Here is a 16,236-nt window from a genome sequence, read left to right on the forward strand (position 1 = left end):
TTTAAAAAAGTAGGAAAAATAAGTAGATGCAAGACGTCTCATCTAGTTGTCAGGGGATGAAAAAGGATTAGTTGAATGTGTATAGCTAAGAGTCAAATCCCTTCAAAAATGATATAATAAACCTATATTTTCTAGAGGAAAAGGCAGGCTATGAAATTACTTTATACAGATATTCGCCATTCTTTGACCAAGGTTTTAGTGGCTGAGGCTGAGAGTTTGGTGGCGGCTGGTAAGCGAGTCTTTTATATTGCGCCAAATTCGCTTTCTTTTGAGAAAGAGCGGGCGGTTTTGGAGTGCCTGAAGAACAAGGCTTCCTTTGCCATTACGGTGACGCGCTTTGCCCAGATGGCTCGGTATTTTGTCCTCAATGATGTCCGAAAAGGGCAGAGTTTGGACGATATTGGTCTGGGAATGCTGATTTATCGGACCTTGACAGAGTTAGATGATGGAGAGCTTAAGGTCTATGGCAGGATTAAGAAGGATCCCCAGTTTATCCAGCAACTGATGGATCTTTACCATGAACTGCAGACAGCCCAGATGTCCTTCGCGGATTTGGAATTTCTTGAGGAGCCTGAGAAGCGGGAGGATCTGGTCAAGATTTTTACAGCTGTGGCTACGGCTCTAAATAAGGGTGATTTTGACTCATCCTCTCAGATTGCGACTTTTGCTCAGCATATTCTGTCAGGTGAAACCGATGAGGAGTTGGTAGATTTGGCTCTGGTCATCGATGGCTTTACTCGTTTTTCTGCTGAAGAGGAATACCTGGTCGGTCTCCTGCATCGAAAAGGCGTGGAGATTGTTATTGGGACCTATGCTAGCCAAAAAGCCTATCGAGCAGCCTTTCGTGAGGGCAATCTCTATCAGGCAAGCGTGGATTTTTTGAGAAAGCTGGCCGAGGACTATCAGGTCAAGCCTGACTATATCCCTCATGCAGAAGCAGAAGATGCCTTTGGACGGATTTCTAATATCTTGGAGAGTCGCTATGACTTTTCAGAATCAACGGTGAGTCTGAGTGAGACAGATCGCTCGCGGCTTCAGATTTGGGCTACTATGAATCAGAAAGAAGAGCTGGAGTATGTGGCTAAGTCCATCCGGCAGCGGGTTCATGATGGTGTGCGTTATAAGGATATTCGTCTGCTTTTGGGAGATGTGGAAGCCTACCAGCTTCAGCTCAAGACCATTTTTGATCAATATCAGATTCCTTACTATTTAGGGCGGAGCGAGTCAATGGCCCAGCATCCGCTGGTTCAGTTTGTCGAGTCCTTGGAGCGGCTCAAGCGCTATAACTTCCAACTGGAAGACCTGCTCAATCTCTTAAAGACGGGGCTCTACGGCAATTTGACTCAGGAGGAGCTGGATCATTTTGAGCAATATCTGCGTTTTGCGGACATCAAGGGAGCAGGCAAGCTAGCCAAGGATTTCACGGCTAATAGCCAAGGAAAATTTGACCTTGACAGTCTCAATCACATTCGCCGCCGGGTTATGACTCCGCTACAAGACTTTTTCAAATCCCGCAGCCAGACGGCGTCGTGGCTCTTAGCTAAGTTTACGGAGTTCGTCCAAGCAGCCCGTTTGTCTGACAATTTGACGGCTCTACTGCAGGGAGAAAGTCAGCAGGAGCAGGAGCGTCATGAGGAAGTCTGGAAGGCTTTCAGCCATGTATTAGAGCAGTTTGCTCAAGTATTTGCAGACAGTAAGGTCAAACTAGACGACTTTCTGGCCTTGGTCCTCTCAGGCATGCTTTTGTCCAACTATCGGACAGTGCCTGCGACAGTTGATGTGGTCAAGGTTCAGTCTTATGACCTGATAGAGCCTTTAGCAGCTCCTTATGTCTACGCAATTGGACTGACTCAAGAGCGTTTCCCGAAAATCGCGCAAAACAAGAGTTTGCTCAGTGATGAGGATCGGGCTCGACTTAATGAAGAGACGGATTCTCAAGCGGAACTGCAGATTGCTAGCTCAGAAAATCTCAAGAAGAATCGCTACACAGCCCTGTCGCTGATGAATTCTGCCACCAAAGAGCTGGTCTTGTCTGCGCCAGCTTTGGTCAATGAAGTAGAGGACAGCATGTCGACCTATCTGCTGGAATTGACTGCAGCTCCACTTTCCTTGCCCATCATTGTCAAAAAGTCTCAGGCTTCTAGTGACGATATTGGCAGCTACCGAGCTCTCTTGTCTCAAATCATCGAACTCAACCAAGAGGAGATTGACCGAGAGTGGACAGCAGAGGAGAAGACTTTTTGGGCGGTGGCTGTGCGGGTTCTCCGCAAGAAATTGGCAGTAGAAGGCATCAGTATTCCACAAATCAGCAAGGAACTGAAAACGGAGTCTCTGCAACCAGAAACTCTGCAAGCCCTTTATCCAAAAGATCAGCCCCTCCGACTTTCCGCCTCTGCTTTAAACGAATACTTCAAAAATCAATATGGCTATTTCATCAAATATATTCTAGGATTACAGGAAGAGTGGACTATTCATCCAGATGCTAGAAGCCACGGAAATTTTCTGCATCGAATTTTTGAGAAAGTACTTCAGGAGGATACTAGTCGAGACTTTGACCAGCGACTAGAAGTGGCAATAGACGAGACTATGCGGGAGACTGAATTTGAAAGTCTATACAATGAATCTAGCGAGAGTCTCTTTACTCGTCAGTTGCTACTAGATACTGCTAAATCAACTGGTCAAGTTCTGGCTCAGTCAGCTGGTATTGAAACGATTGGGGAAGAAACAGTCTTTGGGAACAGTAAAGAGCCTTTCCTTATCTTGGAAGATGGCAGAGCTGTTAGTGTTCGAGGCAAGGTGGATAGAATTGACCGTTTGCTAGCCGATGGGAGTCTGGGAGTCGTGGACTATAAGTCCAGTGAGACTAAGTTTAGCTATGAAAAATTTTTTAATGGTCTGAATTCTCAGCTTCCAACTTATCTAGCGGCTATCCAGGAACTCCAAGGTCAGCAGGAAGGTAGAGATCTTTTCGGTGCCATGTACTTGCAAATGACAGAGCCTATTGTTGCCCTTAAAGATACCAAAGAGCTAGGAGATGCGGTCAAGGAAGTTGCGAAAACCATGCAGTACAAGGGGCTCTTTTTAGCAGATAAGCTGGCCTCTTTGGGTCCTGTTTATGAAAAGAGCAAGGTTAATAGTCTCAGTAAAGAGGAACTAGCTATTTTACTAGCTTATAATGAAATTCTCTATAAAAAAGTAGCTGAAGGCATTCTAGCTGGTCACTTTGAGGTTAATCCCTATACAGAAAATGGCCGGAATATAGCACCATATGTCGATCAGTTTAAGGCTATTACAGGCTTTGAAGCCAATCGCCACCTAAGCCAAGCCAGACAGCTAGATAAATTAGATTTGAGTAAATTTGAAAAACGTCCAGTTGGTGAGAAACTGCGCCGAGCATGGATAGAAAAGATGAGGGAGGAATTGGAAAAATGAGGAAAAAGTCTTTTTTAAGTCCAGAAGAAATCAGTCAGCTACAGCATTTTGAAGCCACTTCAAGTAAAGAACAGAAACGAACTGCTGAGCAGATTGAGGCTATCTATTCCTCAGGTCAAAACATCCTAGTCTCTGCATCAGCTGGGTCAGGGAAAACCTTTGTCATGGTTCAGAGGATTATTGACCAGATCCTCCGTGGAGTGTCCATCCAGGAACTCTTCATCTCAACCTTTACCGTAAAAGCGGCAGGAGAACTCAAGGAACGTCTAGAAAAAGAGTTAAGTAAAGCCCTTAAAGAAAGTCAGGATGAAGAACTTAAAGAGCACCTAGCCCAGCAGTTAGCGGCTATTGCCACGGCTGATATTGGGACCATGGACTCTTTTACACAAAAGCTTCTTAACAAGTATGGCTATCTTCTAGGCTTGGCCCCTAATTTTCGTATTCTCCAGTCAGCTAGTGAGCAGACTATGCTACAAAATGAAGTCTTTCAGCAGCTTTTTGAGCAATATTATACTGGTGAGCAGAAGGATATTTTTGAAAAGTTAGTCAAAAATTTCACAGGCAAGAAAAAGAACATCTCTGGTTTTCGCCAGCAAGTCTATACCATTTACCAGTTTCTTCAATCAACTAGCAATCCTCAGAGATGGTTGCAGGACTTTTTCCTGATAGGCTATGAAGAGACCGATTTTTCGCGCGAGAGAGACAAACTTTTACAGCAAGTGAAAGGTGCTCTTTTTGACTTTGAAGATTATTTCCGTTTTCATTTGGATAACGAGGGACGTGAATTTGCGGGAGCTAAATATCAGGAAAATGTGTTGCTTGCGCTAGATAAACTGGGAAGTTTGCAGGAATTGTCCTCTGAGCAGGACTATTTCCGCGTCTTAAAAGATGTGGTTCTTCTATCACGGGCTAGTGGTGGCCGAGCCTTGACCATTACTACTCGCAAGGAAGAATTAAAAGAGCTGGCTGATACCTTTAATCAAGGACGTAAAGAACGAATCGAGCATTTGCGAGGTCTTGAGTCCAGCCTCTATCAATTTGAGTTCCTTGAGAAGTATCAAGATGATAGTCTGCCTCTCTTAGATTTGCTGCGCGATTTCATGAGTGATTTTACTCGAACTTATCTGGAGCGAAAAAAAACAGAGAATGCTTTTGAGTTTGGGGATATCAGCCATTTTGCTATACAGATTCTAGAGGACTTCCCACAGGTAAGAAGCTTCTATCAAGAGCGTTACCACGAGGTCATGGTCGATGAGTACCAGGACACCAACCACACCCAGGAGCGAATGTTGGAGCTCTTATCTAACGGCCATAATCGCTTTATGGTGGGAGATATCAAACAATCCATCTATCGTTTTCGTCAAGCGGATCCCCAGATTTTCAACGATAAGTTTCGGCTTTATCAAGCAGATCCAAGCCAAGGGAAACTGATTGTCCTCAAGGAGAATTTCCGTAGTCATGTAGAGGTACTGGAAGCAACCAATGATGTCTTTAAGAGACTGATGGATGAGCAGGTCGGGGAAATCAACTATGATGAGACCCATTATTTGGTGGCGGGAAATCCGACGAAAGCATCACCTAATCCAAAAAATAGGGCTGAATTCCTCCTTTATGATTCGACGGTAGCAAGCGAGGAACTAAGCGAGGAAAGCATCTCTGCTGGAGAAGTTTCTCTAGTTATCAAAGAAATCATTCGCCTGCATGAGGAAGAAGAGGTTGCCTTTAAGGACATTACTCTTTTAACGGCTTCTCGGACTCGAAATGATATAATCTTGGCTGAGTTTGACAAGCACAATATTCCTCTTGTACCAGATGGAGGAGAAGACAATTACCTCCAGTCTGTCGAGGTCATGGTCATGCTGGACACTTTGCGAACGATCAATAATCCCTTAAATGACTATGCCTTGACAGCACTACTCAAATCAGCAATGTTTGACTTTGGAGAAGATGAGCTGGCTCGTATCGCTTTACAAAATAGTCAGGAAAAATCGCAGGAAAATCTCTATGAGAAGATTGAAAATGCCTTAACTAATCAAGGGCTACATTCAGACTTAATCTTGCCAGACCTTAAAAAGAAGCTAGTTCTCTTTCAAAAGACGCTCTTATCGTGGAGAATCTTTGCTAAAACTCATTCTTTGTACGATCTGATTTGGAAGATTTATCAAGACCGCTTTTATTATGACTATGTTGGTGCCTTGCCCAATGGGACCCAGCGTCAAGCAAATCTCTATGCCCTCTCACTCAGAGCTAATGACTACGAGAAATCAAGCTTTAAAGGGCTGTCTCGATTCATTAGCATGATTGATAAGATTTTAGAGAACCAGCACGATTTGGCTAGCGTTCCCTATGCTGCACCACAAGATGCGGTTCATCTGATGACAGTCCACAAGAGTAAGGGACTAGAGTTCAAGTATGTCTTTCTGCTTAATATGGACAAGGCTTTTAACCGCCAAGATACCAGTTCTAGCATTATCTTGAGTCGTAAAAATGGGATTGGGATAAAATATATCGCTGATGTAGAGGTTAAATATCCTGAAGAAGTGAAACCGAGATCAATCCGTTTGTCGATGGACACGCTACCCTACCAACAAAATTTAGAAGAAATCAAGCTAGCTAGTCTTTCTGAGCAGATGCGCTTGCTTTATGTAGCCATGACACGGGCTGAAACCAAGCTCTACTTAGTTGGAAAAGGCAGTCAAGAAAAACTTGAGAAGCGAAGCTGGGGGCAAGCTGAACAGGGGCTTTTATCGGCTTCCATACGTAGTCAGCTAACTTCTTTCCAAGACTGGATTTATGCTATCCAGGCTGTTTTTTCAGAAGATCACCTTGCTTTTGATTTGAGATTTGTCAGTGACGAAGATTTGACTGCTGACAAGATTGGCCAGATCCACCATTCAAATCCCTTTGATGCGGATGATTTGACAGACAACCGTCAGTCTGAAGATATCGGCAGGGCTCTGGATATTTTAGAAAGTGTAGATCGACTAAATTGCCAATATCGCTCTGCCATTGAGCTGCCTAGTGTGCGAACGCCAAGCCAGATTAAGAAGTTTTATGAGCCAATCATGGACACAGAAGGCCTGGATATCATGGATGAGCGAGTAGCATTTCGGCCTCAGCCTAACTTTGACTTACCTGATTTCGGCAGGAAAGCCAAAGTGACTGGGGCACAAGTCGGTAGTGCTGTTCATGAGCTTATGCAAAGGATTCCTTTAGATCAGAAGCCAGACATGGCAGTTTTAAAATCAAGTCTAAGACAAGTTCAAGCAGAAGAGTCTGTGAAAAAACAGATTGACCTCAACAAGATTGCAAGTTTCTTTGAGAGTCAGCTTGGTGAAATCTTGCTAGCTAACTCAGATAAGTTGCATCGAGAAGCGCCTTTTGCTATGCTTAAGAGGGACGAAACCAGCGGTCAGGAATTTGTTCTTCGGGGGATTCTGGATGGCTATCTGCTATTTGAGGATCGGATTATCCTCTTTGACTACAAGACGGATAAATATAAGGAAGCATCTGAGTTGATAGCTCGCTACCATAGTCAGCTAGACCTATATGCTCAAGCTCTCAGTCGTTCATATGGTATTTCTCGGATTGAAAAATATTTGATTCTGTTGGGAGGTGAGAAGCTTCAGGTGGTTCAGGTGGATTGATTGGTTGGTTGATTTTAGAAAGGAAAGAATTAGATGGAGCAGTTAGAACGCATTCAAAAAATGGAAGGACATCTGAATAAATATGCTCAAGTCCTAGCAGATGCTCAGAAAGCTCTAGATCAACTGGTGCGCTGTCAAACTGAATATATTCAGCTGAGGGACTATTATACTAGTCAGAAATTTTTTGATGATTTAGAGTTCTCGAATGGACCGGATTTCCCTGAAAATATAGCTTGCGGTGTCTTAAGCGAAGATGCTGTCTATGACCTAATGGGGGAGCATTTTGAAACAGCGATTAGTCTGCTGGATTTGTCCAGTGCCATGCTAAAAGAACGATAGTATGTTTTAAAAATACAAATAAAATTAATAATTTTCATTTTTCTCTTGCTTTTTATTTAAAATTCATGTAGAATATTCAACAATAAATTGAAAGCGATGAGAGAAAAAGTCTAAGACAAGAAACAGAGAGTGCCTATTGGTGAGACGGCATCCAATCCTTAGACGACACATTCTTGAGTGCGGGTGCGAAATCTGTCAGTAGACGGAGACTAGTGCTCGACGGCTGATTACCGTTATCAATCTGGAGTCTCGTACTCCCAGAGGGTCCTCAGGCGACTGGGGTCCGAATAAAGGTGGAACCACGTGTCAACGTCCTTGCAAAGTTTTTTTGCGAGGGCTTTTTATTATATTTAAACTAGAAGATTCCCCTATTTTTCTTTAGCAAAGCGGTAAATTTCGTCTTTCATTTATTGGAAGTTCTAAAAGATAATCAGAGTCAGATAATGGCTAGTGTGTGAAAGAGAGGTGGCAAAATGGTTAAGCTAAAAGGTCTCAGACAGATCAATCCTTATGTAGCGGGGAAGCAGCCCAATGAGCCAGATATGATTAAGCTCAATACCAATGAAAATGCTTATGGACCAAGTCCTAAGGTGGCAGAGGCCCTGCAGAACTTTGATGCCCAGGAGTTGCGCAAGTATTCCAGTTTGGATCAGGCGGAGCTCTGTCAGGCTTTGGCTGCAAATTTGGGTGTATCACCCGACCAGCTCATTATCGGTAACGGGAGTGACGACATCTTGTCCATGGCTTTTCTGGCTTTCTTTAATAGCGACGAGTCGGTCTTATTTCCGGACTTGACCTATGGTTTTTACAAGGTCTGGGCAGACCTCTACCAAGTGCCTTTTCGAGAAATCCCACTGACAGCTGATTTTGAGGTCCATCCGTCAGATTATTTTGGAGATAATGGTGGCATTATCCTAGCCAATCCCAATGCCCCGACGGGGATTTATCTACCGCTGAATCAGTTGGAGGAAATTCTGGCGTCTAATCAGGATGTAGTAGTGGTGGTGGATGAGGCTTACATTCACTTTGGCGGTCAATCTGCCCTGCCTCTTCTAGACACCTATCCCAACCTCTTTATTACACGGACCTTTTCCAAGGATGCTGCCTTAGCAGGTCTGCGGGTGGGCTACGGCATTGGTCATCCAGACTTAATAGCTGTTATGAAAGCTGTCAAGGATTCCATCAATCCTTACTCAGTGGATCTCTTAGCAGAGCGCTTAGCCCTTGCGGCAGTGGAAGATTGGGATTATTATCTTGAGACCGGTAGAGCCATTCAAGAGACCCGAGATTGGTTTTCTGAGGAATTGGCTGCGCTGAATTTCCAAGTCCTGCCCAGTCAGACCAACTTTGTCCTAGCTCAGCCAACTAGAATCTCTGCAGCAGAGCTTTTCCAGCAGCTAGAAGAGCGTCGGATTTATGTGCGATATTTTCCAAAAGCAGAGCGGATTAAAGACTTCCTGCGCATCTCTATCGGACGACGAGAGGAGATGGAGACTGTTCTAGCAGCTATCAAGGAAATTTGCAGTAGCTGAGAGTTTGACTCAAAGCTGGCCAGTGTAAGAATAGAGCAAGAAAGGAAAGCAGTCTATGAATAAAATCACCCTTCCGATTGGCATGCACGACAAGCTTTTCAAAAGGGCGCGTGTGACCTACGAGATTGAACGGGACATCAGTGATTTCCTGATGGCTCAGGGCTTCAATCGGATTGACACGCCGACTTTGGAGCATTTTGAGGTCTTCAGTGACCATGTAGAGCCCCATCATTATCATCTTTTCGATAAAAAAGGCGAGCTATTGGTGCTGCGGCCTGATGTGACCAGCCAGATTGGTCGGGTTATTGCTTCGACAAGGGTGCATACGCCGACCAAGTTTTCCTATTCGGGCAAGGTCTTTCACTATCAAGAAGAGCTGCGCGGTCTTGCCAACGAGCTCAGTCAAGCTGGTATTGAGATTATCGGTTATCCAGCTCGCGAGGCGGTGCTTGAGGCGATCAAGACAGCCAAGCAGTCGCTGGATTTGGCGCAGGTTAAGTCTTATCAGTTCGAGTTTTCCCATGCGGCAATCCTGCAGACAATTCTAGAGAGTTTGGCCTTGGATTCGAAGGAGGAGGCCCAGCTGCTAGATTATATTCGCAAGAAAAACAGGACGGGACTCTTTGAATTTACCCGGACTAGATCGAGTGAGTTTGATGATTTTTTACAGGAGCTGCCCTATCTGTTTGGTCCTAGCCAACAGGTTTTAGCTAGGGCCAGAGAGATAGTTGATAATGAGCGGATATTGACTGCTCTAGATGATGTGGAGCAAGTTTTGCAGAGTCTTTCAGGCTTGCTGGATCAGACAACCATGGACTTGGGGCAGGTAGCATCCATGCCTTACTATACTGGCCTGACCTTCAAGGTTTTTGGCGACCGAGTACCAGATGCTTTTCTATCTGGTGGTCGCTATGATCAGCTTTTCAAGCGCTTCGGGGCAGCAGAACTGACAGCTATCGGCTGGTCTCTGGATATTGATAGTGTCTATCAGGCTATTCATGATGACCTGCCGGACGAGGGCGGAAAGGAAGGTGACAGCAGATGAGTCAGATTACCATTGCCCTGACCAAGGGGCGGATTGAAGAAGATACAGTCAAGCTCTTGACTCAGGCTGGCTTTGATATGTCCTTCATGGCAGACAAGGGGCGCAGTTTGATTTTTGAAAGTCCAGACAGTCGTTTTCGCTTTCTTTTGGTCAAGGGGCCTGACGTGACGACCTATGTGCGCCACGGAGTTGCTGATCTGGGCATTGTCGGAAAGGACATTCTCTTTGAGCATCCGACTGGCTATTTGGAGCTACTGGATCTGAACTTTGGGCTTTGTAAATTCTCACTGGCCTCGGTGCCCAGCTATGACCCTCATGATCACAAGCGCAAGCGGATTGCGACCAAGTACCCAACGGTAGCGACTGATTATTTTAATCAAAAAGGGGAAGATGTGGAAATCATCTCCATCCAAGGTAGTGTGGAGATTTCACCTGTGTTGGGTCTGGCGGATGCCATTGTTGATATTGTAGAGACAGGGCATACCCTGTCAGCTAACGGCCTGCTGGTTTTTGAAGACATTTGTCGGGTGTCAGCCCGGCTCATTGCTAATCAGGCTTCCCTGAAAAATAACCCGGATATCATGCCTTTTGTGGCAAAGATTGAATCCCTAGTAGGAAGAAGAGAGGTGGCTTTTAAATGACAATCATCAAGCGTTTAAGCGGAAGTAACGAAGAAATTTCACGGATTTTATACGAAGAGCAACTGCAGCTTAGTCAACAGAACTTAGATGTGGAAGAAGCAGTGGCTGAGATTATTGAAAGGGTCAAACAAGACGGTGACCAAGCTTTAAGAGACTATACCAAGCTCTTTGACAAGGTTGAGGTGACAGACTTTGAAATTGGGCAGGAGCTGATAGACCAGGCCTTTGAGGAGATTGATCCAGAGGTCCTGACCGCCCTGAAAAATGCCCAAGCCAATATCGAATCCTACCACCGCCAGCAGTTGGAGACTGGTTTTGAGGACAGTCCCAGCGAGGGCGTTATCCGTGGCCAGTTGATTCGGCCGATTGAGCGGGTCGGTACCTATGTACCTGGTGGTACCGCAGCCTATCCATCCTCCGTCCTCATGAATGTTATCCCAGCCAAGATTGCTGGTGTCAAAGAAATTATCATGATTACACCGCCCCAGGAGCATTTTACCCCAGCGATTTTGGTCGCTGCCAAGCTGGCTGGTGTGGATCGGATTTTCCAAATTGGCGGAGCCCAAGGTGTAGCAGCTTTAGCCTACGGTACTGAGAGCATTCCCAAGGTAGATAAGATAACGGGGCCAGGCAATATCTTTGTGGCTACAGCCAAGAAGATGGTCTATGGTGTCGTGGGAATTGACATGATTGCCGGTCCTTCGGAGATTGGAGTCATTGCGGATCGTTCAGCCAGTCCAGTCTATGTGGCAGCTGACCTCCTGTCGCAAGCTGAGCATGACAAGCTGGCTCGGGCTATTCTGGTGACCGACTCAGAGGAGTTGGCGGACCAAGTTGAAGCAGAGCTGGACAGACAGTTGAAAGAGCTACCGCGAGAGGAAATCGCGCGTGCTTCGATTGAGAACAACGGCCGCATCATCCTTGCGCCTTCCAAGGAAGCTATGTTTGAGCTTATGAATCAGGTGGCACCTGAGCATTTGGAAATTGCCATGGATGATGCCTACAGCTATCTGGACCAGGTTGAAAATGCTGGCTCTGTCTTTCTGGGGCATTATACTAGCGAGCCAATCGGTGACTACTATGCGGGAGCCAATCACGTTTTGCCGACAACCAGCACCAGCCGTTTTTCATCAGCGCTGGGAGTTTATGACTTTATCAAGCGCATCCAATACACCCAGTACAGCCGTGCTGCTGTAGGGGCAGCTGACAAGGATATTACTAGTCTGGCCTATGCAGAAGGCCTGCAGGGACATGCCAAGGCCATTGAAGCTCGCAGACAGGAAAAATAAAAGGAGTTGCCATGAGACAAGCTGAAATCAAGCGTAAAACACAGGAGACCGATATTGAACTGACTGTCAATCTCGACCAACAGGAGCCGGTAGCTATCGAGACTGGTGTCGGATTCTTTGACCACATGTTGACCCTTTTTGCCCGCCACAGTCGAATTTCTCTGACGGTCAAGGCTGAAGGCGACCTTTGGGTGGACAGCCATCATACAGTCGAGGATGTGGGTATCGTATTAGGACAGGCTCTGCGTCAGGCTTTGGGAGACAAGGCAGGTATCAACCGCTACGGCACTAGCTTTGTGCCTATGGACGAAACCCTAGGCATGGCCAGTCTGGATTTATCCGGTCGGTCTTATCTAGTCTTTGAGGCTGATTTTGACAATCCCAAGCTTGGGAATTTTGACACCGAGCTAGTAGAGGAATTTTTCCAAGCCCTAGCCTTTAATCTGCAGATGAACCTGCACCTGAAAATCCTTCATGGCAAGAACAGCCACCACAAGGCGGAAAGCCTCTTTAAAGCGACTGGCCGAGCTCTGCGGGAGGCTATTACCATAAATCCAGAGATACATGGAGTCAACTCCACCAAGGGCTTGCTCTAGCTTGCCCTTCTGAGTGAAAGGAGTTGATGTAGAGATGATGATTGTTATTGATTATGACGCGGGAAATACTACCAATGTTCTCCGTGCTCTAGCTCAGGTCGGAGTAGAAGCGCGCCTGTCAGCTGACCCGCAGGAAATTTTGGACGCAGATGGATTGATTTTACCAGGAGTCGGTGCTTTTCCTACTGCTATGCAGGAGTTGAAAAGACGAGGGCTGGTGTCAGTTATCCAGCAGGCTGTGGCCGATGGCAAGCCTCTCTTGGGCATTTGCTTAGGCATGCAGCTTCTGCTGGAGTCTGGATTGGAGAATGGTCAAAGCTCTGGACTGGGTTTGATTCCCGGTGTTTGCCGTCGGATTCCGGATCAGGCTGGTCTGCCTGTGCCTCACATGGGCTGGAATGACTTACAAATCCGTCAGTCGTCTGTCTTGACAGATGGTCTTGAGGGTCAGTCAGTCTATTTCGTCCATAGCTACTATACAGATGTTCCGGAGGAGTACTTGGATGTGACGTCTGATTATGGGCTGCCTATCCCTGCTATGATCCACCGAGGCTCTGTATTTGGCTGCCAGTTTCACCCAGAAAAGTCCGGTGCTGTTGGCCTCGGTATCCTAGAGAAGTTTAAGGAGTATGTCTATGAAAATACTGCCCGCTATTGATATCAAAGACGGCCAGGCCGTCCGCCTTTTTAAAGGGGATTTTAGTCAGAAGACGGTGGTAAATCCCGATGTTTTGGAGCAAGCTCGAGTTTTCAAAGAAGCCGGGGTTACTATGATTCATGTGGTTGACTTGGACGGAGCCTTAGAAGGTCGGGCGGCCAATCGAGATCTGATTGCCCAGATTAAAGCGGAGACTGGCCTAGCTATCCAAGTCGGGGGTGGCATCCGCAGTCTGGAGCAGATTGAAGATTACCTGGCGGTTGGCATTGACCGTGTCATTATTGGCTCTATGGCTGTTAAGAATCCTGAATTTGTTGAGGCTGCGCTGGAGAGCTTTGGAAGCAGCAAAATCGTAATTGGCATTGATGCGAAAGAGGGGCTGGTTGCGACCGAGGGTTGGCTGGAAACCAGCAGTCAAGACTATATCAGCCTGGCGCAAGCTATGGAAAAAATTGGCGTCCGCCTCTTTGTCTATACGGATGTAGACCGAGACGGTACTCTCACTGGCCCCAATATCCAGCATTATCAAAAATTGTTGGCAACTCTCAAGCAAGCTCAAGTCATTGCCTCAGGCGGCATCCAGTCAGCGTATGACTTAGAAGAACTGAAAAAGCTGGGTTTGGCTGGTGCTATTGTGGGCAAGGCCTATTACAGTGGACGAATTAGCCTAGAGCAGATCAAGGAAGCAGAAAGGGGCTAGCCATGCTGAAAAAACGAATCATTCCCTGTCTGGATGTCAAGGACGGCCGGGTGGTCAAGGGTATCAACTTTGTCAATCTGACTGATGTAGGAGATCCAGTCGATGCAGCCAAGGCCTACTATGAAGCTGGCTGCGATGAGTTGGTCTTTCTGGACATTACAGCCACTCATGAGGAGCGGGACACGACGGTCGAGATGGTCCGGCGCGTGGCGGAGCAGGTTTTCATTCCCTTTACCGTTGGTGGAGGCATTCGCACGGTTGAGGACATGAAGCGGATGCTGCAGGCTGGGGCGGATAAGGTTGCGGTTAATTCATCAGCACTGGCAAATCCTCAGCTTTTAGCTGACTGCGCTGAGAAATTCGGCAGTCAATGCGTGGTGCTGGCCGTGGATGCTAAGAAAGAAGCGGATGGTAGCTGGCATGTCTATCTGGCTGGTGGCCGTAAGGACAGCGGTCGCGACCTGTTAGACTGGGTTCAAGAAGCTGTCAGTCTTGGAGCGGGGGAAATTCTTCTGACCAGTATGGACAAGGACGGGACCAAGTCTGGTTTTGACTTGCCAATGCTGGAAGCTGTTTCCCAAGTGGTTTCCGTTCCCATCATCGCCTCTGGTGGTGCTGGCAGTAGCCAGCATATCCTAGAAGTTTTTGAAAGGACTGCAGCGACGGGTGCTTTGGCAGCTTCAATTTTCCATTATGGTCAGGTCTCCATCACAGAGACCAAAAAAGCCATGCAGGCAGCTGGATTGGAGGTTCGCATCTGATGACAGAAGTAAAGTTAGATTTTCAAAAGCAAGGCGGTCTCATACCTGCCATTATCCTAGATTACACCAGCAAAGAAGTCCTCATGCTGGCCTATCTCAATGAAGAAGCCTACCAGCTTACCCGCACTAGTGGTCAGATGTGGTACTGGAGCCGATCGCGTCAGGAGCTTTGGCATAAGGGAGCCACCAGTGGCCACTACCAAACCGTCAAAAAAATCACGGCTGACTGCGACCTCGATACCCTGCTGATCGAGGTAGACCAGCTGGGAGCAGCCTGCCACACCGGTGCTAAATCCTGCTTTTTCCATCCAATCTGGGATGAAAAAGACAGCAAAACTGACTAAAAGCTCTCTTGTTTTAGTACTTGGTTAATGCAAATATAAAACTAAGAAGTCAGTATCAAGAAACCAGCCTGCCATTGGAAAGAATTGTATTTTATAGTAAAATAAGGACAGTAACAAGGAGATACTATGCTAGAAACTCTCTATCAAGAAGCCCTCAAACGCAAAAAAGAGCCCAAGGAAGGCTCCTATACCAGCTATCTCTATGACAAGGGGCTGGACAAGATTCTCAAAAAAGTCGGTGAAGAAGCGACTGAAGTGGTCATTGCGGCTAAAAATGCTAACAAGGACGAGATGGCCAATGAGACAGCTGATCTGCTCTACCATCTGGCGGTTGCTCTCGTCGAGACTGGCGTCAGTCTGGAAGAGGTAGAGACCGTCCTCCAGGCCCGTCAGGGCAAGCAGAGCCGGATTCATGATCGACCTAAAATTGATCAATACTAAACGGATATACGATTTGCAGAAAGGCGGTCCAGCATGCGCGACAACCATCTTCATACCTATTTTTCCTATGATTCTGAGGCGGATTTCTGTGACTATCTGGACCATTATGAGGGCGAGATTGTCACCACCGAGCACTATGATTTGTCCAATCCCTACCCCTATGAAGCGGCCTCGCCCCACGATGATGTGCCTGACTATGCGGCCTATTCAGCAAAAATAGCAGAGCTGAACCAGCAATATGGCAACCGCATCAAAAAGGGCATTGAAATTGGCTATTACGCTCCGCGCAAAGACGATATCCTAGCTTTCCTAGCGGACAAGGATTATGATCTCAAGCTCCTATCTGTTCACCACAATGGCAGTTTTGACTATCTGGAAGATCCGGTCCTGCAGTTGGATAAGCTGAAGTTAATTCCCAGATACCTGAAAGAGTTAGAAGAGGCTATTGAGGCTGTGCCAGCAGATGTACTTGCTCACTTTGACTACGGTTTCCGCAAATTTGCGCTTACCGTAGATGAGTTAAAAACTTTTGAACCAGAGTTGCGACAGCTTTTTCAAAAGATGATTGACCACGATCTGGCCTTTGAGCTTAACTGCAAGTCCATGTATCTCTATGGTCACGAGGAACTCTATATCTATGCTCTCTCTCTAGTTAAGGAGCTGGGCGGTCAGCGCTTTTCAGTGGGATCAGACGGCCACAAGCTGGAGCATTTTAGACTGGGTTTTGATCAGATCCAGAAAATCTTGGAAGCCTTTGAAATTGGGGAAGATGAGCTCATCTGACATCTGTTAGACCTGCCTATGCTGATAA

At 46.4% G+C, this 16,236-nt stretch carries 14 protein-coding genes; all 14 read left to right on the plus strand.

Features of this window, described 5'->3' with window-relative positions; all coding sequences use genetic code 11:
* Positions 1-150: 150 nt before the first annotated feature.
* A complete protein-coding gene (rexB, locus tag HMPREF0847_RS01395; RefSeq protein WP_008809352.1) occupies positions 151-3,432 on the plus strand; it encodes an ATP-dependent nuclease subunit B in 3,282 nt (1,093 codons plus the stop codon).
* Entirely contained in the window at positions 3,429-7,079 is a 3,651-nt protein-coding gene (addA, locus tag HMPREF0847_RS01400; RefSeq protein WP_020992599.1) for a helicase-exonuclease AddAB subunit AddA, read from the plus strand. Before rexB ends, addA begins: the two co-directional genes overlap by 4 nt.
* Before the next feature lie 33 nt (positions 7,080-7,112).
* The gene (locus tag HMPREF0847_RS01405) at positions 7,113-7,418 is read left to right on the plus strand and encodes a DUF4298 domain-containing protein (protein WP_008809350.1); all 306 of its coding nucleotides are present in this window, start codon (positions 7,113-7,115) and stop codon (positions 7,416-7,418) included.
* Between the two features lie 473 nt (positions 7,419-7,891).
* A complete protein-coding gene (gene hisC, locus HMPREF0847_RS01410; RefSeq protein ID WP_008809349.1) occupies positions 7,892-8,950 on the plus strand; it encodes a histidinol-phosphate transaminase in 1,059 nt (352 codons plus the stop codon).
* Between the two features lie 55 nt (positions 8,951-9,005).
* A complete protein-coding gene (locus HMPREF0847_RS01415) occupies positions 9,006-9,995 on the plus strand; it encodes an ATP phosphoribosyltransferase regulatory subunit (protein WP_008809348.1) in 990 nt (329 codons plus the stop codon).
* On the plus strand, positions 9,992-10,636 hold the full coding sequence (gene hisG / locus HMPREF0847_RS01420) for an ATP phosphoribosyltransferase (protein WP_008809347.1): 645 nt from the start codon (positions 9,992-9,994) through the stop codon (positions 10,634-10,636). The genes HMPREF0847_RS01415 and hisG overlap by 4 nt, the downstream gene beginning before the upstream one ends.
* On the plus strand, positions 10,633-11,925 hold the full coding sequence (hisD, locus tag HMPREF0847_RS01425) for a histidinol dehydrogenase (RefSeq protein ID WP_008809346.1): 1,293 nt from the start codon (positions 10,633-10,635) through the stop codon (positions 11,923-11,925). The genes hisG and hisD overlap by 4 nt, the downstream gene beginning before the upstream one ends.
* Positions 11,926-11,936: 11 nt before the next feature.
* Positions 11,937-12,521, plus strand: coding sequence for an imidazoleglycerol-phosphate dehydratase HisB (hisB, locus tag HMPREF0847_RS01430; RefSeq protein ID WP_008809345.1), 585 nt, complete (start codon positions 11,937-11,939; stop codon positions 12,519-12,521).
* Positions 12,522-12,555: 34 nt separating this feature from the next.
* Positions 12,556-13,179: an imidazole glycerol phosphate synthase subunit HisH gene (gene hisH, locus HMPREF0847_RS01435; protein WP_008809344.1), complete on the plus strand. Its 624-nt coding sequence runs from the start codon at positions 12,556-12,558 to the stop codon at positions 13,177-13,179.
* Positions 13,157-13,879 (plus strand): 1-(5-phosphoribosyl)-5-[(5-phosphoribosylamino)methylideneamino]imidazole-4-carboxamide isomerase, encoded by a 723-nt coding sequence (gene hisA / locus HMPREF0847_RS01440; protein ID WP_008809343.1) that lies wholly within the window; start codon positions 13,157-13,159, stop codon positions 13,877-13,879. The genes hisH and hisA overlap by 23 nt, the downstream gene beginning before the upstream one ends.
* 2 nt (positions 13,880-13,881) lie before the next feature.
* The gene (hisF, locus tag HMPREF0847_RS01445; RefSeq protein ID WP_008809342.1) at positions 13,882-14,640 is read left to right on the plus strand and encodes an imidazole glycerol phosphate synthase subunit HisF; all 759 of its coding nucleotides are present in this window, start codon (positions 13,882-13,884) and stop codon (positions 14,638-14,640) included.
* Positions 14,640-14,984 (plus strand): phosphoribosyl-AMP cyclohydrolase, encoded by a 345-nt coding sequence (hisI, locus tag HMPREF0847_RS01450; RefSeq protein ID WP_008809341.1) that lies wholly within the window; start codon positions 14,640-14,642, stop codon positions 14,982-14,984. Before hisF ends, hisI begins: the two co-directional genes overlap by 1 nt.
* 126 nt (positions 14,985-15,110) lie before the next feature.
* Complete coding sequence (gene hisE, locus HMPREF0847_RS01455; protein WP_008809340.1) at positions 15,111-15,425, plus strand: phosphoribosyl-ATP diphosphatase; 315 nt, start codon at positions 15,111-15,113, stop codon at positions 15,423-15,425.
* A 33-nt stretch (positions 15,426-15,458) separates the two neighbouring features.
* Positions 15,459-16,208, plus strand: a complete 750-nt coding sequence (locus HMPREF0847_RS01460; RefSeq protein ID WP_008809339.1) for a PHP domain-containing protein — start codon at positions 15,459-15,461, stop codon at positions 16,206-16,208.
* Positions 16,209-16,236 lie beyond the last annotated feature (28 nt).

Origin of the sequence: Streptococcus sp. 2_1_36FAA, from assembly GCF_000161955.2 — a bacterium.
GTDB classification, from domain to species: Bacteria; Bacillota; Bacilli; order Lactobacillales; family Streptococcaceae; genus Streptococcus; species Streptococcus gordonii.